The sequence below is a fragment of the Avibacterium paragallinarum genome (genome assembly GCF_900450705.1).
GTDB classification, from domain to species: Bacteria; Pseudomonadota; Gammaproteobacteria; order Enterobacterales; family Pasteurellaceae; genus Avibacterium; species Avibacterium paragallinarum.
On sequence record NZ_UGHK01000002.1, the window covers coordinates 1,299,668 to 1,321,263 of the forward strand.

Genomic DNA, 21,596 nt, shown 5'->3' on the forward strand with positions numbered 1-21,596 from the left:
TATCATTCTCCTTGTTTACGGTACTGATTGGGTGAAATACCATAATATTGTTTGAATACACGACTAAAATAGGCTTCAGACTGATAACCGATGTCTAAAGCAATGGTAAGCATATTTTTCTGTGTTGTTTTCAATAACATTGAGGCTCGTTGCATTCTCACTTGAGTAAGAAATTTGCCCGGAGCTACTCCCATTTTCTTCTGAAAAACACGGATAAAATTGGCTCGCGACATATTCGCCATTTCAGCTAAATCTTCCATATTCCAATTTTGCTCGGGATTCTGTAAAACCTCGCGTACAACTGCCGATAAGCGTTTATCTTGTAATGCTGCAAGCAAGCCCATCTCACTTTCGTGTTTTACAATATAATGACGCAAAATGTAAGCAAATAGCACAGATGAAAGCGAATTAATAATCGATCTTCCTGCCGATTGTTTACCTTCAGCTTCAAAACGAAAAAGTTCCACAAGTTGCTCAATCGGTGTTTGATACATTGATAAATGCAAAATATGCGGCAAAATTTTGAATAAAATGGATTGTTTATCGTAATAAAATACACCGCAAAACATCTCAAAATCACTTTTTTCTAAACCATTAGTGGCTAGCTGAAATAGCCCAATTTCACTTTTTTCAATCGTACTTTGTGTGATTTCTGCAAATTTTCGACTTTGAATATAATGCAAATCCCCTTCAGGTAAAAAGAAAATATCTCCCGCTTTAAGAAAAATTTTTTGTTTATTAACAATAACTTCACACTCACCACGAACAATAATATGAAAAATACCCATATTTTGGGCCGCACTTGGCTGTAGGGTTCGCCAATTTCCTTGAAATAGGCAATGTGTGTGAATTTCTCCTTGAATTTGAGCCAATTCAATGAGGTGATCTAAAATATCCAACGGCTTTCTCCTTACTACAGGCAATCATCATAAAGCATTTTGTTAGATTTTTTAACTAAAACTTGAGATGATCCTACCAGACATATCGAACAATTCATCTCATAATAATACGGACTATAATCGTTTAAGTTAAAAATGAAACGACCATAAATAGCTATCATTTAATTAAATAGGAGTTAAACTATGTTTAAAGACTGGAAGCAAGAAAAAAGCCATGTTAAACAATCTTTTGGTGAATTAGGTAAAAAATATCCAAAAATGTTGCAGGCATATGGAGCATTATCAAGTGCAATGGAAGCATCCGCATTAGATGCAAAAACGCGTGAACTTATTGCTCTTGCTGTTGCGGTAACCACACGTTGTGAAAGCTGCATTGCTGTTCATGCTGATGAAGCAGTCAAAGCGGGAGCGACGGAAGAAGAAGTAGCCGCAGCCTTAGCCACTGCCATCGCCCTAAATGCTGGGGCTGCTTATACTTACTCTTTAAGAGCGTTAGAAGCATTTAAGGTAAATGAATAGTTGTAAGAAACAATAGCAAATAAGTGAGCTATTATGTTAGTTAGCTTATTAATGTATAATTCACCTATTGCTTATTAAGTTAAATATTAAATCGCTAACCTATAAACTTTCCATATACACGAGGTTAGCGATTTAAAGCATATTAACGAATTCCATTACTCATCAGCATCGTGGTGCGTGAGTTTTAAACGCTCAAAATAGCTTTTTGTTTCCTCAATAATGACCTTACGCAAGCCGATTAATGCGATGAGGTTTGGGAATGCCATTAGTCCATTTACGATGTCGGCTAAGATCCAAATGGTGTCGAGTTGGATAAATGCCCCGCAAGCAACGAGTAAGATGAAGATAAAGCGGTAAAGTTTCACGCCTTTTACGCCTGCGAGATAAACGAAGCAGCGTTCGCCGTAATAACACCAGCCTAAGATCGTGGTGAACGCGAAAAAGAGTAAGCCGATAGTAACGATTGTTCCGCCTGCCACGGTGCCTAGTCCTTCAGAAAAGGCGAGATTGGTTACCGCTGCCCCCGCTTGTGGAGATTGCCACGCCCCAGTTAGCACAATCACGATACCGGTCATTGTACATACAATTAGGGTGTCTAAAAATGTTCCCGTCATTGAGATTAAACCTTGCCGTACGGGTTCTTTCGTTTGTGCGGCGGCGGCGGCAATGGGGGCACTACCTAACCCTGATTCATTGGAAAAAATCCCCCGTGCTACACCTGATTGAATAGCTTTCATCACAGTATATCCCAATGCTCCCCCCAAAGCAGACTGTGGGTTAAACGCACTTTCTACAATTAAACTGATTGCGGTGGGAACGTGTTTCCAATTTAAGATGATGATCACAATCGACGTCAGCACATAAAGCATCGCCATAAACGGCACGACAATCGCCGCGACAGCAGAAATCCGTTTAATACCGCCAAGAATAATCGAAGCCACAAGTAGCGTGATGATAGGTGCCATTATTTCCACAGGAATATGGAAAGTATCTTGCATCGCGTGCGTGATGGCTTGCACTTGGGGGAATGTGCCAATGCCGAAAAAGGCAACTAAGATCCCGCAAACGGCAAAAAATTTCGCCAGCCATTTGATCCCTAAGCCTTGTTCAATATAGTACATCGGCCCGCCTGCGATAAAACCGCGTTTATCCACAATGCGATATTTGACCGCAAGCAAACATTCGGCATATTTGGTTGCCATTCCAAGCAAGGCGACCAACCACATCCAAAAAATCGCCCCTGGCCCTCCCGCTTGCACGGCGGTGGCCACGCCGACAATATTCCCCGTGCCAATGGTGGCAGCAAGAGCGGTACTCAATGCGGCAAAGGCGGAAACATCACCTTTTCCTTTTTGTGCCCCTTTTTCTTTTTTGAATAAATAGGTGAGTGCTCTAGGTAATTGAAAAATTTGAATAAATCCAAGCCTGAAAGTGAAATACAGCCCCGTTCCTGATAATAAAATTAATAACGGCGGCCCCCAAATAAATGAATTAATTGATGATAAAAATGCGGTCATTGAATATTCCTCGTAAAAAATCTGGGTTTACAAGGAGGCGAAAAGAGTGGGTGAAATCGCGTTGGTTGAGTTTAACATCACAGGGCGGCTCGCCCTGTCTTTAAACCTAAACGATTAAGCAATAAAAAACACGAAATACATCGTGCATTTCACCGAAAATAATCTCTTGCCCCTGTCCTTTTGCCTGAGCGTTTGAAAAACGGTGAAATTTCACACCGCTCTTTTGCGCCTTCGGCGTCCATTCTGCGTTAATCGCGATGGCTCTCTCCAAGGGTTCGTCCAGTAACAGTCCTCGCTAACTTAATAGCACCTGAAAGATTTTACCTCGTCGGTGCAGGGTTAATTCCCTACTCTCCAGCTACCTTCATCCGAACATACTTTTGTAAAAAAGTGCGGTGGATTTTAGCAAGATAATTTTAATTTCTCAATCTTCTTCACGAAGAAAATGACATATTTCAATACTACGCTTTGATGGGGTTATTTCAGCTCACGTTGCCATTTTTTGGCGATATAACTGCAAGTTGGTTCTAAAATTAATTGCTTTTCTCGCACAAACTTCACCAATGCTTGATAGAGTTTATCCGCCACGCCCTGACCGCGTAATGCTTCTGAAACATAGGTATGATTGGCATTAATGCGATGTTCATCAATGAAATAATAAGTAAGCTCTGCCACTTTTTGCCCCTTTTCATCAAAGATAAAAAACTCGCCATCTTGTTGATTTTGTTGGTGTTGTATCCTCATTCTGCCTCCATTAGCCTCGCCAATCATCGCCAAAATGTTCATTCGTAGCAAAATCTGCGGTTTCGCACGGAATGGCTTTTTCTTCGGCTGCCCATTCGCCTAAATCAATCAGTTGGCAACGTTTGCTGCAAAAAGGGCGATATTGACTTGTTTCCATCCAAGGCACTGCTTTTTGGCACTGAGGACAAGGCACTTCAAAAATCTCTTTTGTCATTGGTATCCTTCTTTTTTCGCGAACTGTAAGTAATGTTGGTGCAATTCTAGCACTTTCTTTTTTAACGCAGGAAGATTTTGCGGTAATTCGGGTTCGTTATCCACCACATCATCAGCCATCGCTAAACGTTGCTCACGACTGACTTGGGCTGCCATAATATTTTTAATCAGTTGAATGTCGCTGTGATCCCGCAAGCTGGCTCGATGCAACTGCGTTTCGGGCAAGACATCAATTACCAAAACACGATCGCAAAATTCCGTAAGCTGATTTTCAATTAATAACGGCACAACCCACAGCACATAAGGGGCTTGCGATTGTGCTAATCGAGTGAGCATTTCTTTACGAATTGCAGGGTGAAGCAGATCGTTAAGCCATTGTTTTTCTTGTTCATTACCGAAAACAATTTGGCGTAACGCGGAACGATTTAACTCGCCAGAATCTTGTAAAACCTGTATGCCAAAATGCTCGACAATTTGAGCAAGCAATGGCGATCCTTGTGCAACAACCTCCCTTGCAACCACATCAGCATCAATAATCTCCGCCCCCAATTCCGCGAAAAGATCTACGATCGTGCTTTTACCACTACCGATCCCACCTGTTACCCCAACGATATAGCCCATTTTTTCTCCCGATTTATTGCGTTATTCGCGATCATACGCACTCTATTTTTACGAAGCAATATAAAATAGTCAGTGCTTCGCCTTGCTGTACGATTTATACTATCGGCGGATCAAAGCCTTGTCTTATTTTGAGCTGAAGCAACTACCACCACACAAGCGTTAAAGCGGAAAGAATAAGAAACGGGGCAAAGGGGATTTCGGGAGTGGCGTTGTGGTGTGATTTTTTAACGAGGCGTTGCTTGATCAAATAAAAAACAATGCCGTAAAGGCTAGCTAAAAAAACAAAGTGCGGTAGTTTTTCAAGCTGAATTTCTGCCCCGAGACCCAGCACTAACCAGCAATCGCCCTCGCCGAGCATTTCTTTTTTTAATCCCCATCGGCAAAGGGCATACAGCCCATAAAAAATCACGAAAATGCTGACCGCACTAATAACGCACTGTTCCAAGCCTAAAGGCAAAATTTGCCAGTACACACCAAGCAATCCCCACAAGAAAAGCCAAACACACAGCAAGGGGGAGATAAGCCGATAAAGCCCGTCAATTAAACCAATCAAAATCAATGCACTCAACCAACACGCCCACCATAACGCAACCCAAATGTTGGCATTGAGCTGGACGCACAGAGCAAATAAACCACCAATCGCAAAAAAATAGTGCCAGAAATGACCGCACTTTTTCTTTGTTAATGTTGTTTGTGGCATTGCGGTTTCTTGCGGGGGGAAAAGCTGGCAATAATCGTTCCATACAGTAAACGAAAGCCGTGCGGTAAAGGTTGAAACGGCATAAAAAATGCCTGCACCGACCAAACCGCCGAAGAAAAAACAAGCCAGTTCTTTCATTGGATCATTGCTCCCATATTAAAAATAGGGAGGTACATTCCGAGCAGCACCGCACCAATCAATCCGCCAATAATTAGCATCAACATCGGCTCTAATAATTGAGATAACAGATCCACTTGGTGATCAAGATCTTGTTGATATTTCTCCGAAATATGCTGCAACATTTGAGCCACTTGACCGCTTTCCTCACCAATTTTTAACATTTGCTGAGCTTCAAGTGGAAAAAAATCGCTAGAAACGCTATCAGATAAGCTATATCCTAAATTAAGCCAATACAATGCTGTTTCTATGGCTTGGTTCAAAAATTGATCGCCCACATAACTTTTTTGGATCTGCCAGCTAGCTTGTTTAGGTAAAAAAGACTGTAAAGCAATATTTAATGGCACTTTAGCATACAACATTAAAGATAAGGTCCCGCTAAAATTAATGAGACGAGAGAGTTTTGTTATTTTTCCTAATATAGGAGAATAAAAAATACACTGGTTCTTTAATCGCACAAGACGCTGAGAATGTTTCAAACGTATACGAATAAAAATAACACATAAAACGACCAATAAAATACTGTGTAGCAAATAAGTTTGTAGTAACTCTGATAATGCAATTAAAAAGACAGTAAAAGAAGGCAACTGTCTATGATTAGCCTCGTACATCTCAGCAAATTGTGGCACAACAAAAACTAATAAAAGAATGGTTAAAATTGAAGAAATACAAAACACAACTATAGGGTAAAGTAAGATTTTCTGGACTTTTCTTTTCAACTTTAATGAGCGTTGTCGGTATTGTGCAATATTGTGGCAAACTTGAGGAAGTGATGCCGTCATTTCGCCAACTTTTAAAAGTTGCAACTCTTGTTGAGAAAAATATTTACCTTGTTTTTCTATTGACTGAGAAAAGCTTAATCCACTATCTAATGCAGAAATAATTTCACTAATCCAGATATTTAATTGAATAATTGTACAATCTCGCTGTAACAACAATAAACTTTGTTTAAGCGGAAGAGACGCTTTCAATAATAAAGCCAATTGATTTATGAATTCATAAAGCTCATTTAATTTTGGTTTACGCGAAAATTGCCAGTTGCGTTGTAGCTTAATATTTTGTAGTTTTCGATTAAATAAGAGCGTTTTAGCTATATCTTCATTTTTGGCGACAATCATTCCTTGCTGTTTTTGTTGCAATTGATTAACTGCTTTCCATTTAAATAATTTCATCTTTGATTTCTTCATATGGCACTTCAAGCATAAAATAACAAAATCTTTCATCTATTTTATAAAAATAGTACCAAAAAAAAATCACCGCACTTTATTTTTTACGATCCACATCTCAATAATAAAATTTAAGAAAGAAAATGATGTAATATTTTGTTACCTTACTAAATTTTTATTTTATAAATAGAGTTTTACTTCAAAATTCCGTCAAATAAATTATCAAAACTATTACCCTTTTTAGCAAAAACAGTAAAAGTTCGATCTTCCTCACAAATTTTATTGAAGAATTAATAAAAACTGTGATCTCTATCACATTATTTTGGAGTATTTTAGTTTAGAATGCTCGCCGAATTTATATCGTTGCAATCACTTAACTTAAAGGAGTCCTTATGGCTATTGCGATTATCATCGCAACACACGGCGTGGCGGCAGAACAACTGCTTAAAACGACCGAAATGTTGATTGGTGAACAAGAAAACGTTGCCACAATTGATTTTGTTCTCGGCGAAAACGCTGAAACGATTATGGCGAAATATCAGGAAAAACTCAGCACAACCCTATCACATTGTGATGAAGTGTTGTTCCTTGTAGATACTTGGGGCGGCAGTCCGTTTAATGCGGCGAACCGTGTATCGGAAGGCAAAGACAATATGGACATTGTTACGGGCGTGAATGTGCCAATGTTGGTGGAAACCTTTATGGCTCGCGATGATGGCCCAAGTTTGCAAGAACTCGTGGCAATCGCGTTAGAAACAGGTCGTACTGGTGTGCGTGCCTTAAGATATGTGGAAGAAGAGCCAGAGCAAGCACCACAAGCCGTTACTCAAGCAGCCCCTGCACCAAGCCAACCTGAAGTGGTTACACCAAATAAAGAAGGTCATCTTGTTGTTGGGCTTGCGCGTATTGATGACCGCTTAATTCACGGTCAGGTAGCAACACGCTGGACAAAAGAAAGCAAAGTTTCTCGCATTGTGGTTGTGAATGACGATGTGGCGAAAGATAGCGTACGTTCAACAATGCTGAAAAGCGTTGCGCCACCAGGAGTAACCGCACACGTTGTGGGCGTAGATAAAATGATCCGCGTTTATAACAACCCTGAATATGCAGGCGAGCGTATGATGTTGTTATTCACTAATCCAACAGACGTGTTAAAACTGCTAGAAGCAGGGTTAGATATGAAATCTATCAACATTGGTGGTATGGCTTATAAAGACGGTAAGAAAATGATTACCAGTGCGGTATCTGTTGATGATAAAGACATTGACGCATTCAAAGCTATTGATGCAATGGGCGTGGAGCTTGATGTGCGTAAAGTATCAAACGATAGCCGTCAATATATGATGGATTTATTGAAGAAAAACAATCTTGTGTAAAGGATGAATATTATGGAAATTTCAACGCTACAAATTATTCTTGTATTTATCGTTGCCTGTATTTCAGGTATGGGATCGATCCTTGATGAATTTCAAACTCACCGTCCGCTTATCGCTTGTACCCTTGTGGGCTTAGTGTTAGGCGATATTAAAACAGGGATTATTGTGGGTGGTTCATTAGAATTACTTGCTCTTGGCTGGATGAACATTGGTGCGGCACTTGCACCTGATGCCGCATTAGCTTCTGTGGTTTCAACCATTCTTGTGATTGTGGGTGGTCAAGAAATCACTACTGCAATCGCTCTTGCCATTCCACTTGCCGCAGCAGGTCAGGTTTTAACCTATGTGGTGCGTGCAATTACTGTGGGTTTCCAACACGCCGCAGACCGTGCGATTGAAGATGGTAACTTGAACCGCTTAGACTGGATTCACTGCAGTGCCTTGATTTTACAAGCGATGCGTATTGCAATCCCAGCGTTAATCGTGGCTTTAACCGCAGGTACAGACGCTGTGCAAGCAATGTTAAATGCGATTCCGCCAGTTGTTACAACAGGCTTAAAAATTGCCGGTGGAATTATCGCCGTTGTGGGTTACGCAATGGTGATCAATATGATGCGCGCAGGCCACTTAATGCCATTTTTCTACGCAGGCTTTGTGATTGCCGCCTTTACTGATTTCAACCTTGTTGCCTTAGGTGTGCTAGGTGCAATTATGGCAGCACTTTATATCCAACTTCACCCGAAATACAACCAAAGTAAACAAGTGGTGCAAGTGGTTTCAAATGGCAACAATGATCTTGATAACAGATTAGATTAATGGGGTAAGAAAAATGACAACTGAAATGAAAAAAGTAACCCAAAGCGATTTAAATAAAGTAGTAATGCGCTCTAACCTTTTCCAAGGTTCTTGGAACTTTGAGCGTATGCAAGCCCTTGGCTTTGCTTACTCAATGGTGCCTGTTATCAAGCGTTTATACCCAGATCCAAATTCTCAAGAACGCAAAGATGCAATCAAACGCCATTTAGAGTTCTTTAACACGCAACCGTTCGTGGCAGCACCTGTGCTTGGTGTAACCATCGCAATGGAAGAAGAACGTGCAAATGGGAAAGAGATTGATGATGCTGCAATCAACGGGATCAAAGTAGGTCTAATGGGGCCGCTAGCGGGTGTGGGTGATCCAATTTTCTGGGGAACGGCTCGTCCTGTATTCGCAGCACTTGGTGCAGGTTTAGCCTTAAGCGGAAGTATCCTTGGCCCATTATTATTCTTCGTCTTGTTCAATCTTGTACGTTTAGCAACCCGTTATTACGGCGTAGTTTACGGCTATAAGAAAGGGCTTGATGTGGTGCAAGATATGAGTGGGGGCTTATTGCAAAAACTCACTGAAGGGGCATCAATTCTCGGTCTATTCATAATGGGAGCGTTAGTGCAAAAATGGACAAGCATTAATGTGCCACTTGTGGTTTCCACCATTGAAAAACAAGACGGTACGATTGAAGTAACGACCGTGCAATCTATCCTTGATAGCTTAATGCCGGGCTTACTACCATTGTTGTTCACCTTTGCTTGTATGTGGTTATTACGCAACCGCGTCAATGCGTTATGGATTATCGTGGGCATTTTCATCATCGGTATCATCGGTGCTGCAACCGGTATTCTTGCTTAATCGTTACTTAAACGCAGAATAATGCTAAAATTAAACTCTCCCCGAACTTTCGCGGAGAGTTTATTTTTTATCTAATCAGAATACGGACATTGCTATGATCAATACCGCTTTATTAGTTTTTATCATTCTTTATTTTTTATATGCTTTCTACGATCAATTCCTAATGGAAAAACGCTTTGGTGAAACCATCTTAAAAGTGCGTTTACGCCGAAAATCGAAAATTGAAGGCATTATTATGCTCGCCCTCGTTGGCGTTGCGATTTATCAAGCGCTACCACAAGGCATCGAACCTTACACAATGTTTTTATTGGTAATGTTCGGTATTTTGATGATTTATCATTTCTTTATCCGCTACCCTGTGTTTATTTTGAAAAAAGAAGGCTTTTTCTTAAATAATCTGTATTTGCAATATGCTTATATCAATACCATTAATATTGGTGAAAATGGCTTTTTGCAATTAGTGCTAAAAAACGGCAAAGCCGTGCCTTTAGTGGCTGAAAATCCTAAAGATGTGGAAAAAATCCTACAATATCTCACCGATAGCGGTCGCATTTCGCAAGATCAAAACGCCCTAGAACAAGCTAAGCAACAAGCGAAACAAAAATCCACGGCGAACAAAAGCGAAAAAACCAATAAAAAAGGAAAATAACAATGCTTTACCCATTAAACGGTCAGCTCCAGCATTATGTCTGGGGCGGACACCAATTTTTACCTGAGTTTCTAGGCATTCCAGCCGAGCAAAATCAATATTATGCCGAATGGTGGCTAGGGGATCACAGCTCTGCCCCATCAATCATTGAAGAAAATGGCACCTCTGAACCACTGAACGCATTTTTAGCGAAAAATCCCACCGCACTTGGAGATGCAAGCCGAACTCAATTTGGCGACAACTTGCCTTATTTGCTGAAAATTTTAGATGTAAAACTGCCCCTTTCTATTCAGCTTCACCCAACTAAAAGCCAAGCTGAACAAGGCTTTGCCAAAGAAAATGCCCTAGGCATTGCCTTAAATGATCCAAAAAGAACCTACAAAGACAACAATCACAAACCCGAAATGATGATTGCCTTGTCCGATTTTTGGTTATTGCACGGATTCAAAACCAAGCAAGCTATTCTGCAAACCTTGCAAGCTCGCCCTTCTCTCGTCCCGCTTGCAGAAAAACTTGCACAACAATCCTTAACGGATTTTTATGCCGACATTATGCAAGCCGACCAGCAAGCCCTTGCAGCTTGGCTTAACCCAATTATTCAAGCCAATCAAAGTGCTTATGCACAAAATCAGCTTAGCCTTGAAAATCCTGATTATTGGGTGCTTTATACCATTGAGGCAATGAAAATCCCAACTGAAAAATTAGACGCGGGGCTGATTTGTTTTTACTTATTTAACATTGTCCATCTCAAAAAAGGTGAAGGCATTTTCCAAGATGCGGGCATTCCCCACGCCTATTTACGCGGGCAAAATATTGAATTAATGGCGTGTTCGGATAATGTAATTCGTGGTGGTTTAACCCCAAAACACGTTGATGTTGCTGAACTATTGAACGTGATCGACTGCCGAGAAGTCGTGCCACAAATTATCCCCCTAGCCCCTATTGAGCAAGCGATATTTACTTACAGCACGCCTGCAAAAGATTTTGCACTTACCCAAATCACCTATGAAAAAGCCCAAACGCACCAGCTTCACAGTGAAAGTGCGGAGATTTTATTAGTGATGAGCGGTGAAATAAAAATCCGTGAAAATCACACCGCTCTTTATTTAAAGCAAGGTCAATCCGCTTTTATTAGTGCTGGCTCACAATATGAAATTGAGGGAATGGCACAGGGCTATGCGGTCATCGCCGCCTTGCCGAAACAGATGTAATCATAATAAAGGGGGAAATTATTCCCCCTCTTTTCTCTTATACACATAATCAATAAAAAAGAGAAGGCTTCTTCAATGAAAGTATTGAAGAGTGAAAATGAGGTGAAAATCACACCGCACTTTACAATGCGGTGAATACACTCGCAAAGGATTAAGGCTCATACCCCACATCATCGAGTGTAGGATTTTCTGCCCCTTGCTTTGCCAGTTGATCGCAAATTTCATTTTCACGGTGTCCACTATGCCCTTTCACCCATTGCCAATTTATTTTATGCGGTTGAATGGCGTTATCTAACTGCCGCCATAGGTCTTGATTTTTAACGGGCTTGCCTTGGCTTGATTTCCACTTATTGCGTTTCCAGTTAAAAATCCATTGGGTAATGCCATTTTTCATATACTGGCTATCGCTGTGTAGCGTAACGGCACAAGGTTCTGTTAAGCTATTCAGAGCCTCGATCACCGCTCGCAATTCCATTCGGTTATTGGTGGTCTTAAAATAGCCTTTGGAAAGGTGCTTTTCGTGCTGTTTATAACGCAACACAATCCCAATTCCGCCTCGCCCAGGGTTGCCAAGACAAGAGCCATCGGTAAAAATTTCGATCTGTTTTAACATAAATCCCGCAAAATTTTCACTATAAATTTTTCTCAAATCGGGCGATAATACCGCAAAAATGACGAAAGAGATAGAAAAACAATGACAACGCCATTAACGCCTGAACGCCAAATTGTGCTGGATACCGAAACCACCGGTATGAACCAGTTTGGTGCACATTATGAGGGACATTGCATTATTGAAATTGGTGCGGTGGAATTAATTAACCGAAAATATACAGGACGAAAACTCCATTTATATATTAAGCCTGATCGCCCTGTTGATCCTGAGGCAATTAAAGTTCACGGCATTACCGATGAAATGCTTGCGGATAAACCCTCTTTTGCTGAAATTGCTCAAGAATTTATTGACTTTATCAAAGGGGCAGAATTGCTCATTCATAACGCACCCTTCGATGTGGGATTTATGGATTATGAATTTCAAAAGCATCATTGTAATGTCAAAACCAGTGACATTTGTGAAGTTACTGACACCTTGCAAATGGCACGTCAGCAATACCCTGGCAAGCGGAATAGCTTAGATGCTCTTTGCGATCGTTTGCATATTGACAATAGTAAGCGAACCCTACACGGAGCGTTACTCGATGCGGAAATTTTGGGTGATGTTTATTTAGCAATGACTGGCGGTCAAACCAGCTTATTTGATGAAAGCGAAGCGGAAATTCCACTCCTGCAGATTGAGGAAGATAGTCAAACTGGAAGTGCGGTCAGTTTTTCCTACGATTTTTCTGTATTAACGCCAAACGCGGAAGAAGAACAAGCCCATTTGGATTATTTGAAATTAATCAACAAAAAAAGCAAAGAAAATTGTTTATGGACAAAGCGAATGGAAAACGAAACCCTGCATTAACGCTCATTGCTTAATCAATTAAACGAAGCAAGGGAAAAATAGCTTGACGCAATGACTATTCGCCATTATCATTCAACTCGCTAACGCGGAGTGGTAGTTCAGCTGGTTAGAATACCTGCCTGTCACGCAGGGGGTCGCGGGTTCGAGTCCCGTCCATTCCGCCAATTAGCATATCAGATTCGGAGCGGTAGTTCAGCTGGTTAGAATACCTGCCTGTCACGCAGGGGTTCGAGTCCCGTCCGTTCCGCCACATTACCTCATCAATTAAGTACAACTTAAAATATACATTGATAGCACCAGCAAACATTTCATAAATGACATTTAACCTGCTTCTATTTATCTCTGGTATCCGAAATAACTTTCATTACCCCCTCAAATGACACCCACCTTATTTTAAACTTAATTCACCACACAAAAGAAAATCTCACAAATTAAAAATAAAAAAATCAGCATACGATTTTACTCATATGCTGATTAAATTGATTTATTCTAAATAATACGCTTAGAAATAAACACGCAATCCAACACCATAAAGACTATCTTTAGATTTTGTAGAACCTGAACGGCGACCATTATTCATTCGTTTTTGAGCATATTGAGCATAAGCTGTTACATTTTTTGCAATGTCATAGTCAGCACCAATAATGTAATAGTCTGTTCTACGATAAATGTATTGTGCAGTTTTACCTACCTCAACTTTACGCTTCCACTGAGTAAACACTCTTGACGAAGGTAAAACCTGATATTCAGCACCAACAAGATAATGCGTATTTAAGAAATTCATTACATTCATTCGAGTGCTATCTGTAATATGTGTTTTGCCATATTCCACACCCAATTTTGCACCTGAAAAATCTAAACGGGAAGCAACACGCCAGCTTTTATCTTTTCTACCTGTACCATTATTTGATAAGTTATTGTCCTTACTTTCAATTGTGTAACCCGCATTAAGATTTAATACCACGCCACTAAAGTCACCGCGATAAAACAGGCTTGCTCCATAAGCATTTTTTAAATTGACCGTTGTTGTATCTTTTCTTGCATCACCAAAAACATAATCCGCCCCAAACCCTAATGTCTGACCAGCTGACAATTCAAAATCAGCTGAACGGAAAGAAACAACTTTATTACCCCCCCGTATAAAGGTTATTGTTTCCTCCCAAGAAGTAGGCATTATCATTCAATTGAACTGCATCACCAGTCGTATTTTGTTTACCAAATGAAACACGTCCAATTCCGTCTTGCTCAAGAGCCAACCATAATTTATTGGTTACTGGATTATTAAATGTATTTGTATTCGCTTGATAATCCTCAAATACGCCATTACTGAAATCATCAAAACGTAAACGAGCATACCCCAACACTTTAAGCCCATTACCTAAATTATGTTGAGCCTGAAAGTTAATACGAGACTCATTATTGCGTAAATCTATACGTTGATATTTGCTAAATTTACCTAATACAACATCAAAATACCCACCAACATCCACTTGAGAGTCATTATTACTATAAACCGTTACAGCATTTGCTGATGCTGTAGCCACAGCAACTGATAATGCAACTAATACTTTTTTCATAAATTTAATTCCTTTAGAAGTCTAAAAAATTATGCTACTCACAAAACACAACAAGAGCATAAATACTATAAAATGGGTACATATCATAAAAAAATAGATGTCAAATAAAAATAACTGAAAAAATACAAAAAAAAATTAAAACAATGTTGCATTATGAATAAAGACGAATATCTTTGGGCAATGAACCACCTTAAAGCAACTGCAACTCATTCAATAATCTTAATAAATGAAAAATATATACTTGTTAAGTTCAATATAATTATCTTAAATAAATTTTTGAACATCGAAATTTCTATAATGGGGCTAGAAAATTTATCGCAAACGATTGCGTAAGCGTGGTACAATACACAAAAATTTTTAATTCTTAGGCTATATAGTAGGAAAAAATCGTGAGCGAACTATCATTAAGTTACAAAGATGCGGGCGTAGATATTAACGCGGGTAATGCGTTAGTGGAAAAAATCAAAGCCGATGTAAAACGAACCTCTCGCCCAGAGGTGATCGGGGGATTGGGAGGATTTGGGGCACTTTGTGCTTTGCCTACAAAATATAAAGAGCCGATTTTAGTTTCTGGCACTGATGGCGTTGGCACAAAATTACGCCTTGCCATTGATTTGAATAAACACGATACCATCGGCATTGACTTGGTGGCGATGTGCGTGAATGATCTTGTGGTGCAAGGGGCTGAGCCATTGTTTTTCCTTGATTATTATGCCACAGGAAAATTAGACGTTGAGGTCGCGGTGAGTGTGATTAAAGGCATTGCAGACGGCTGTCAGCAAGCAGGTTGTGCTTTAGTGGGCGGTGAAACAGCAGAAATGCCGGGTATGTATCACACGGGCGATTACGACCTTGCTGGCTTTTGCGTTGGCGTGGTTGAGAAATCAGAAATCATTGATGGCAGCCAAGTAAAAGTGGGCGATGCGTTAATTGCGTTAGCTTCAAGTGGAGCACATTCCAACGGCTACTCTCTGATTCGTAAAGTGATTGAACATTCTGGAATTAATCCAGCAGAAGCCGAGCTTGAGGGAAAACCTTTTGCGGATCAAGTGCTTGCACCAACTAAAATTTATGTAAAATCCATTTTACAGCTGATCAAACAGGTTAATGTCCACGCGATTTCTCATTTAACGGGCGGCGGCTTTTGGGAAAATATTCCTCGCGTATTGCCACATTCGGTGAAAGCAGTAATTAATGAAGCCAGTTGGCAATGGCCCGCAATTTTTACTTGGTTACAACAGCAAGGTAACATCGATCGCTATGAAATGTACCGCACTTTTAACTGTGGCGTGGGAATGATCATCGCATTACCACAAAATCAAGTGGAAACGGCATTAGCACTGTTGAAACAAGTGGGTGAAACGGCGTGGCAAATTGGATGCATTGAAAGTGCAGCTGAAGGCGAAGCACAGGTTATTATCAGCTAATGAAAAAAATTGTTGTTTTAATATCAGGACAAGGGCAAACCTTGCAAGCGATTATTGATGCTTGCAAGGTGGGCGATATTCCCGCTCAAATTTGTGCTGTTATCGCCAATAAAGCAAATGCTTATGGATTACAGCGTGCAAAAATGGCTGAAATTCCCACCGCACTTTTTGAACGCCGTGATTATGCGGATAATCTAGCGATGGATCGAGCGATTGGCGATTATATTACGTCATTGGAGGCTGATTTAATCGTGCTAGCGGGCTATATGAAAATTCTCAGTGCGGAATTTACTCAGCGTTTTGCAGGCAAGATTTTGAATATTCACCCCTCCTTATTGCCGAAATATCCCGGCTTAAACACCTACCAACAAGCCTTGGCAGCGGGTGAGAAAGAACACGGCACAACGGTGCATTTCGTTAATGAAGAAGTGGACGGTGGGGCGATTATCTTGCAAGCGAAAGTGCCGATTTTCCCTGATGATGATATTGCAGATATTGAACAACGGGTGAAATATCAGGAACAGCACATTTATCCATTGGTGGTTAATTGGTTTGTTACCGAACGCCTAACATTGCAAGCGGGTAAAGCCTATTTAGATGAAAAAATGTTGCCGCCTAACGGCTATGCCACAGACTAAGCAAGAAAGTACAAACAAGATTTTGTACTTTTTTATAGGGAAAAGTTGGAAGATTTCTTGATCTTTTTGCGATGTTCACAAAGAATTTTATAAAGTGCGGTCATTTTTGGCAGATTTTTTGATATAGTAACCAAAGTTTTAATCTCGCTTTAAGGATAACGAATGGTAGAAAAAATCATTATTGATGAAAACCGTTTTATGCGAACCATTTCTCGCATCGCCCACGAAATTATTGAAAAACATCAAAATCTGGATGATCTCATCATTGTCGGAATTAAACGTCGTGGGTCAGAAATTGCCGAGCTTATTAAACGCAAAATCACCGATTTGAGCGGTAAAACCTTGCCCTCAATTGATTTAGATATTACCTTTTACCGCGATGATTTAGAATATGTTGAACCACAGAGCCAATCCCCCGTGTATAGCGGTGCGTCAAATTATGTGAGCATTCAAAATAAGATTGTGATTTTGGTAGACGATGTCTTATTTACGGGGCGGACAATCCGTGCTGCACTTGATGCCTTAATTGATTTTGGGCGAGCTGCAAAAGTAGAATTGGTGATTTTTGTTGATCGCGGACATCGTGAATTGCCAATCCGTGCCGATTATGTTGGCAAAAATGTGCCAACCAGCCGCACGGAAAAAGTGCAAGTTCGCACTATGAAGTTTGATCAGCGTTATCAAGTGGCATTAGTATCAAAGGAAAATTGATTTTAGGCTCAATAAAAAAGAAGGGGCTGTAGTAGATTAGCCCTAAATTTCACACCATTTTCGCAATATTTTTAACTGCTCTTTTGGTGTCCCAAAGTTAAACCGAAATTCACATTCCTTCAAGAATAAAGGAAAGTTTTTTCGGTTAATTCCATTATATTTTCGCAGTATCCGCTTCGCCTGATTCCAAAAATTTTCAATGCCATTAATATGATTTTGTTTCACCGCAAATAGCTCGGAATGATTGATTCGTTCGTGGTGAAATTCACTCACATCAAGCGCATCATAACTGCGATAAGTGTCCGTATAAACCCAGCTATCAGGCTTGATTTTTCTTTTAATAACAGGGAGTAATGTTTCACTCTTGGTGTTTTCAACCACAACAGTAAATACCTTTCCTTGTCGTTTTAGTAACCCAAAAACAGCAACTTTTCCAGCCGCTCCTCGTCCTCGTCCTCGTTTTCCCTTTCGATGACCACCAAAATAGCTTTCGTCTAGTTCAATTTCCCCCTCAAAAATCTCGTTAACTTCAAGGGATAAATGATAGCCAATCACAAGCCTGATTTTATGGTAGAACAAAGCGGCTGTATTCGGTTGAATATCTAGCAAATTTGCTGCTGTTCTTGCAGTAACTTCTGCGACAAAAAACTCAAGCAGTTTTTTCTGTATGGATTGCTTTAATTTACAATATGTTATCTTCATTTTTGTAGTATAGCATTGTTACTAATCTACTACAGCCCCAAAAAGAATTAATGAACCTTTTAATCAATTAATACTCTAAATGTAAAATAAATCACTTTATCAATGGATGTATATGAAACGATATAATATTAAAGGTATTTTTATCACCTTATTTGGATTGCTCTTTATTTCCACTCATAGTTATTCATCAGATGCTGTAATCGCAAGTGTAAATGGTGTCCCAATTCTTGAGAGCCAAGTAAAAACGGCTTTAAGAAAGAAAGCCTATACTGAGAATAATCGCAAAGTAGCTTTAGATAATATTATTGATGATATTTTGGTTAATCAAGCTATTAAAAACTCCGGAATAAGCGTGACTAATGCACAAGTAGATAAAGTTATTGAAGATATCGCTGCAAGTAATGGATTGACTTTTGGGCAATTATTAGATGCACTAGATTATCAAGGCATTAATTACCAGCAATACCGTAATCAGATTGCTAATCAGTTATTAATGTCTGAGGTTCGAAACCAAGCCATTGGAAAAAGTTTGGAAGTGAGCCACGAGGAAGTCCAAGAACTTGGCAATAAATTATTCGCTCAAGCTAAAGAATTAGGTCAAGAAAAGAAAGCAACTGCAACAGAATATCAAGTTCATCATATTTTATTAAAATTGACACCATTATTGAATGACACTCAAGCAAAAGCACTATTGACTAAAATTCGTTCTGATATTTTAAATAATAAGATGACTTTTGAAGAAGCCGCATTAAAATACTCTAAAGATTATCTATCAGGTGCAAATGGAGGAAATTTAGGCTTTGCTTTTCCAGAAACCTATGTTCCTCCTTTTGCAAGAGTCGTATTAACAACGCCAAAAGGAAAAATTTCTTTGCCCTTTAAAACAGAATTTGGCTGGCATATATTGGAAGTAACGAATACTCGTCAAGTAGATAGCACTAAAGATATTTATATGCAGGAGGCCTACCAGAAATTGGTAAATAAACAACTACAAGATGTTTCCAAAGATTGGGTTAAAATTTTACGTAAAAATGCCGATATTAAATACTTCAACTAATCTGTATTTAAATGAAAAATCCCAGCCCTAAGGTTGGGATTTTGTTTTATAATAAAGCCAATTTTTTTCGATACAATACAAACAATGAACTCAAAAAGACATTTAGGGCATACCGCCCGTAAACGTTTCGGGCAGAACTTTTTATCTGACGATAATATTATTCAAAGTATTGTTGCGGCAATTTATCCGCAACCCGATCAATTCTTGGTAGAAATTGGACCCGGTCTAGGGGCATTAACTGAGCCTGTGGCTGAGCGAGTTTCCCATTTGACTGTGGTTGAGCTAGATCGCGATCTCGCACATCGCCTACGCCATCACCCTTTCTTACATCAAAAATTGACCGTGATCGAGGCGGACGCAATGCAGTTTGATTTTGCCGAGCTTTATCGCGATGAGCATTTAGCAGAAAAAAATCAAAAATTACGCATTTTCGGCAACCTGCCATACAACATTTCTACGCCATTAATGTTCCATTTATTCAACTATTGCGAACAAATTCAAGATATGCACTTTATGTTGCAAAAAGAAGTGGTTAAACGCCTTTGTGCTGCACCGAATAGCAAAGCTTACGGACGCTTAACCATTATGGCACAGTATTTTTGCCAAGTGATGCCCGTGCTGGAAGTGCCGCCAACGGCTTTTAAACCTGCACCGAAAGTGGATTCTGCGGTGGTGCGGTTAATTCCCCACAGCACCTTGCCACACCCCGTTAAAGATTTGTATTGGCTAAACCGCGTTTGTACCCAAGCCTTTAATCAACGCCGCAAAACCTTGCGTAATGCCCTTTCTACGCTATTTTCTGCGGAAGATCTCACCGCACTTGGGGTTGATTTAAATGCTCGGGCAGAAAATCTGTCGATTGCCGATTATGCTCGCTTAGCAAATTGGCTAGCGGATAATCCCGTGCAAGACAAGGCAGAGCTTACGGATTTAGAGTAAGAATAATCGTAAACCAGAGGCAAAAATGGCGACCTATTTAATCGGTGATTTACAAGGCTGTTATGACGAATTTAGCCTTTTATTAGAAAAAGTGCGGTTTGATCCCGCCACAGATCAGCTTTATCTCGTGGGCGATTTGGTGGCACGCGGGGATAAATCTCTCGAATGTTTGCGGTTGGTGAAATCACTAGGTAACGCCGCACATAGCGTACTCGGCAACCACGATTTGCACCTAATTTCCACCGCACTTAGGATTAAAAAGGTCAAGCCGAAAGATCGCGTTGATGCCATCTTCAACGCTCCCGATTTTCAGGAACTGATTGACTGGCTACGCCAGCAACCCTTGCTTATCCACAATAAACAAGTGGGCTTCGTCCTCACCCACGCAGGGATTTCCCCCGATTGGGATCTTGCAACAGCAAAAGCCTGTGCCGCGGAAGTGGAAACGGTGCTACGGCAGGGGGATTATTATGCAATGATCAGTCAAATGTATGACAACCAGCCAGACCGCTGGTCGCCTGATTTACAAGGCATTGTTCGCCTGCGTTATATTATCAACGTGTTCACACGAATGCGTTTTTGCTATTACGATCACCGCCTTGATTTTGATTGCAAAGCCCCTGTGGATCAAGCCCCCTCTGAGCTAACCCCTTGGTTTAACTTGGATAATCCTTTATTCAAAACAGAAAATCTCGTTTTCGGGCATTGGGCGAGCTTGGTTGATACGCCAACCCCAGCCAATATTTACGCACTAGATACGGGCTGCGTGTGGGGCAATCGAATGACAATGCTACGCTGGGAAGATAAACAGTATTTTACTCAACCTGCAATGAAACAATACACTTAACCTATGAAAGAAAAACTGATTACTTCTGCCAGTTGCGAGCTGTTCAATCTTCCTTTTTTCCAGTTCGCCCAGATGAAAAAATTCTGCCCAGAGCAAATCCCACAAATTAAAGCGGATTACAAACGGCAATGGAATTTATGGAAAATGGCGATTTTGCAAGTGGCACAACGCCTTGGCACACCTTTTGCTGACCCTCATATTGAAAAATGGTGTAACGGTTGGCAAGTGCGGGCGCATTTTTTCGCCTTTTTTAAATATGAGTTTAATCAAAATTCAGCGGCGATTTTATCTGTCATCTTAAACCGCCGTCGCTTGCAAGTGAGCCTAGATTGGCATTGCTATCGTGCGGATCGCTCGCAAATTAACGTGCAACAATACAATCAATGGGCTGAACAACTCGATCAAAATCAATACAGCGACTTCGATTTTTGGCGTGGCGATGAAAGCGAATACGCCGATTTCCGCAAAGTGCGGTGTCTTTCCGAACAAGATTTTTTATTGAATAACGAACAGGATTTTTTCTGTATTGGAAAAAATCTCGAAAAAGCGGAATTAGATCATATTGAGGTGGTGGATTTTATCGTGCAAACCATTGAAGCCTTACAGCCGTTATATGAGAAATGCCACCAGCAATAAGGGTGGCAATTTTCGTAATAGTTCTATCAATTTTCCCCATTTTACGCTATCCTATACCACATTTTCTTATTCATCTATACCGACTAAAATCGCCGTAATAAATGGGCAAAGTGCGGTCAATTTTTTGATAATTTTTAAAGGT

Annotated in this window: 26 protein-coding genes, 2 tRNA genes and 1 riboswitch; of the genes, 17 read left to right on the forward strand and 11 right to left on the reverse strand. The window is 40.2% G+C overall.

Going from position 1 to position 21,596, the window contains the following annotated elements; all coding sequences use genetic code 11:
• Nucleotides 1-2 precede the first annotated feature (2 nt).
• Entirely contained in the window at nt 3-899 is an 897-nt protein-coding gene (locus tag DXZ23_RS11140; RefSeq protein WP_017807092.1) for an AraC family transcriptional regulator, read from the reverse strand.
• Nucleotides 900-1,082: 183 nt separating this feature from the next.
• On the opposite strand from DXZ23_RS11140, the gene DXZ23_RS11145 reads away from it, so the two are divergent.
• Nucleotides 1,083-1,418 carry a carboxymuconolactone decarboxylase family protein gene (locus DXZ23_RS11145; RefSeq protein ID WP_017807091.1) on the forward strand — a complete coding sequence of 112 codons (336 nt, stop codon included), beginning with the start codon at nt 1,083-1,085 and terminating at the stop codon, nt 1,416-1,418.
• A gap of 155 nt (nt 1,419-1,573) precedes the next feature.
• Here the strand turns inward: DXZ23_RS11145 and DXZ23_RS11150 are convergent, their stop codons facing one another.
• From DXZ23_RS11150 to DXZ23_RS11175, 6 genes are all read right to left on the reverse strand, one after another.
• Nucleotides 1,574-2,935, reverse strand: coding sequence for an alanine/glycine:cation symporter family protein (locus tag DXZ23_RS11150; RefSeq protein WP_017807090.1), 1,362 nt, complete (start codon nt 2,933-2,935; stop codon nt 1,574-1,576).
• A 162-nt stretch (nt 2,936-3,097) separates the two neighbouring features.
• A riboswitch (glycine riboswitch) is annotated at nt 3,098-3,216 on the reverse strand.
• 196 nt (nt 3,217-3,412) lie between these two features.
• Nucleotides 3,413-3,679, reverse strand: a complete 267-nt coding sequence (locus DXZ23_RS11155; protein ID WP_017807088.1) for a GNAT family N-acetyltransferase — start codon at nt 3,677-3,679, stop codon at nt 3,413-3,415.
• 10 nt (nt 3,680-3,689) lie between these two features.
• The gene (gene yacG / locus DXZ23_RS11160) at nt 3,690-3,893 is read right to left on the reverse strand and encodes a DNA gyrase inhibitor YacG (RefSeq protein ID WP_017807087.1); all 204 of its coding nucleotides are present in this window, start codon (nt 3,891-3,893) and stop codon (nt 3,690-3,692) included.
• Nucleotides 3,890-4,513, reverse strand: coding sequence for a dephospho-CoA kinase (gene coaE / locus DXZ23_RS11165; RefSeq protein WP_017807086.1), 624 nt, complete (start codon nt 4,511-4,513; stop codon nt 3,890-3,892). The genes yacG and coaE overlap by 4 nt, the downstream gene beginning before the upstream one ends.
• A gap of 142 nt (nt 4,514-4,655) precedes the next feature.
• The gene (locus tag DXZ23_RS11170) at nt 4,656-5,351 is read right to left on the reverse strand and encodes a prepilin peptidase (RefSeq protein ID WP_017807085.1); all 696 of its coding nucleotides are present in this window, start codon (nt 5,349-5,351) and stop codon (nt 4,656-4,658) included.
• On the reverse strand, nt 5,348-6,562 hold the full coding sequence (locus DXZ23_RS11175; RefSeq protein ID WP_017807084.1) for a type II secretion system F family protein: 1,215 nt from the start codon (nt 6,560-6,562) through the stop codon (nt 5,348-5,350). The genes DXZ23_RS11170 and DXZ23_RS11175 overlap by 4 nt, the downstream gene beginning before the upstream one ends.
• A 386-nt stretch (nt 6,563-6,948) precedes the next feature.
• On the opposite strand from DXZ23_RS11175, the gene manX reads away from it, so the two are divergent.
• From manX to manA, 5 genes are all read left to right on the forward strand, one after another.
• Entirely contained in the window at nt 6,949-7,932 is a 984-nt protein-coding gene (manX, locus tag DXZ23_RS11180; protein ID WP_017807083.1) for a PTS mannose transporter subunit IIAB, read from the forward strand.
• Between the two features lie 12 nt (nt 7,933-7,944).
• Nucleotides 7,945-8,748 carry a PTS mannose/fructose/sorbose transporter subunit IIC gene (locus tag DXZ23_RS11185; protein ID WP_017807082.1) on the forward strand — a complete coding sequence of 268 codons (804 nt, stop codon included), beginning with the start codon at nt 7,945-7,947 and terminating at the stop codon, nt 8,746-8,748.
• Nucleotides 8,749-8,761: 13 nt separating this feature from the next.
• On the forward strand, nt 8,762-9,598 hold the full coding sequence (locus DXZ23_RS11190) for a PTS mannose transporter subunit IID (RefSeq protein WP_017807081.1): 837 nt from the start codon (nt 8,762-8,764) through the stop codon (nt 9,596-9,598).
• A gap of 94 nt (nt 9,599-9,692) precedes the next feature.
• Nucleotides 9,693-10,247, forward strand: coding sequence for a DUF986 family protein (locus DXZ23_RS11195; protein ID WP_017807080.1), 555 nt, complete (start codon nt 9,693-9,695; stop codon nt 10,245-10,247).
• 2 nt (nt 10,248-10,249) lie between these two features.
• A complete protein-coding gene (gene manA, locus DXZ23_RS11200; protein WP_017807079.1) occupies nt 10,250-11,458 on the forward strand; it encodes a mannose-6-phosphate isomerase, class I in 1,209 nt (402 codons plus the stop codon).
• A 151-nt stretch (nt 11,459-11,609) separates the two neighbouring features.
• On the opposite strand, the gene rnhA is transcribed toward manA, so the two are convergent.
• Entirely contained in the window at nt 11,610-12,071 is a 462-nt protein-coding gene (gene rnhA / locus DXZ23_RS11205; RefSeq protein ID WP_017807078.1) for a ribonuclease HI, read from the reverse strand.
• An 81-nt stretch (nt 12,072-12,152) separates the two neighbouring features.
• Between rnhA and dnaQ the strand changes: the two genes are divergently transcribed.
• The 3 genes from dnaQ (at nt 12,153) to DXZ23_RS11220 (ending at nt 13,170) form a co-directional block, all read left to right on the forward strand.
• The gene (gene dnaQ / locus DXZ23_RS11210; protein ID WP_017807077.1) at nt 12,153-12,920 is read left to right on the forward strand and encodes a DNA polymerase III subunit epsilon; all 768 of its coding nucleotides are present in this window, start codon (nt 12,153-12,155) and stop codon (nt 12,918-12,920) included.
• Nucleotides 12,921-13,007: 87 nt separating this feature from the next.
• A tRNA-Asp gene (locus DXZ23_RS11215) sits at nt 13,008-13,084 on the forward strand.
• 17 nt (nt 13,085-13,101) lie between these two features.
• A tRNA-Asp gene (locus tag DXZ23_RS11220) sits at nt 13,102-13,170 on the forward strand.
• 252 nt (nt 13,171-13,422) lie between these two features.
• Here DXZ23_RS11220 and DXZ23_RS15990 read toward each other — a convergent pair.
• Together DXZ23_RS15990 and DXZ23_RS15995 are read right to left on the reverse strand one after the other, a co-directional pair.
• Nucleotides 13,423-14,100 carry a porin gene (locus tag DXZ23_RS15990; RefSeq protein WP_256593718.1) on the reverse strand — a complete coding sequence of 226 codons (678 nt, stop codon included), beginning with the start codon at nt 14,098-14,100 and terminating at the stop codon, nt 13,423-13,425.
• A complete protein-coding gene (locus tag DXZ23_RS15995) occupies nt 14,048-14,497 on the reverse strand; it encodes a porin (RefSeq protein WP_021724621.1) in 450 nt (149 codons plus the stop codon). The genes DXZ23_RS15990 and DXZ23_RS15995 overlap by 53 nt, the downstream gene beginning before the upstream one ends.
• A 153-nt stretch (nt 14,498-14,650) precedes the next feature.
• Between DXZ23_RS15995 and DXZ23_RS15495 the strand changes: the two genes are divergently transcribed.
• The 4 genes from DXZ23_RS15495 to pyrR all read left to right on the forward strand — a co-directional run bounded on the left by DXZ23_RS15495 (nt 14,651) and on the right by pyrR (nt 17,273).
• Complete coding sequence (locus tag DXZ23_RS15495; RefSeq protein ID WP_017807076.1) at nt 14,651-14,830, forward strand: hypothetical protein; 180 nt, start codon at nt 14,651-14,653, stop codon at nt 14,828-14,830.
• A gap of 56 nt (nt 14,831-14,886) precedes the next feature.
• Nucleotides 14,887-15,924: a phosphoribosylformylglycinamidine cyclo-ligase gene (purM, locus tag DXZ23_RS11235; RefSeq protein WP_017807075.1), complete on the forward strand. Its 1,038-nt coding sequence runs from the start codon at nt 14,887-14,889 to the stop codon at nt 15,922-15,924.
• Nucleotides 15,924-16,562: a phosphoribosylglycinamide formyltransferase gene (gene purN, locus DXZ23_RS11240; protein WP_017807074.1), complete on the forward strand. Its 639-nt coding sequence runs from the start codon at nt 15,924-15,926 to the stop codon at nt 16,560-16,562. Before purM ends, purN begins: the two co-directional genes overlap by 1 nt.
• Before the next feature lie 162 nt (nt 16,563-16,724).
• Nucleotides 16,725-17,273 carry a bifunctional pyr operon transcriptional regulator/uracil phosphoribosyltransferase PyrR gene (gene pyrR / locus DXZ23_RS11245; RefSeq protein WP_017807073.1) on the forward strand — a complete coding sequence of 183 codons (549 nt, stop codon included), beginning with the start codon at nt 16,725-16,727 and terminating at the stop codon, nt 17,271-17,273.
• A 42-nt stretch (nt 17,274-17,315) separates the two neighbouring features.
• Here pyrR and DXZ23_RS11250 read toward each other — a convergent pair whose 3' ends face one another.
• Nucleotides 17,316-17,975, reverse strand: coding sequence for an IS1595 family transposase (locus DXZ23_RS11250; protein ID WP_017805094.1), 660 nt, complete (start codon nt 17,973-17,975; stop codon nt 17,316-17,318).
• 112 nt (nt 17,976-18,087) lie between these two features.
• Here DXZ23_RS11250 and DXZ23_RS11255 point away from each other — a divergent pair, with 112 nt between their 5' ends.
• The 4 genes from DXZ23_RS11255 (at nt 18,088) to DXZ23_RS11270 (ending at nt 21,454) form a co-directional block, all read left to right on the forward strand.
• Nucleotides 18,088-19,032, forward strand: a complete 945-nt coding sequence (locus DXZ23_RS11255; protein WP_017807072.1) for a peptidylprolyl isomerase — start codon at nt 18,088-18,090, stop codon at nt 19,030-19,032.
• 84 nt (nt 19,033-19,116) lie between these two features.
• Nucleotides 19,117-19,971 (forward strand): 16S rRNA (adenine(1518)-N(6)/adenine(1519)-N(6))-dimethyltransferase RsmA, encoded by an 855-nt coding sequence (rsmA, locus tag DXZ23_RS11260; RefSeq protein WP_017807071.1) that lies wholly within the window; start codon nt 19,117-19,119, stop codon nt 19,969-19,971.
• A 25-nt stretch (nt 19,972-19,996) separates the two neighbouring features.
• Entirely contained in the window at nt 19,997-20,818 is an 822-nt protein-coding gene (apaH, locus tag DXZ23_RS11265) for a bis(5'-nucleosyl)-tetraphosphatase (symmetrical) ApaH (RefSeq protein ID WP_017807070.1), read from the forward strand.
• A gap of 3 nt (nt 20,819-20,821) precedes the next feature.
• Nucleotides 20,822-21,454 carry an HI_0552 family protein gene (locus DXZ23_RS11270; protein ID WP_017807069.1) on the forward strand — a complete coding sequence of 211 codons (633 nt, stop codon included), beginning with the start codon at nt 20,822-20,824 and terminating at the stop codon, nt 21,452-21,454.
• Nucleotides 21,455-21,596: the final 142 nt, after the last annotated feature.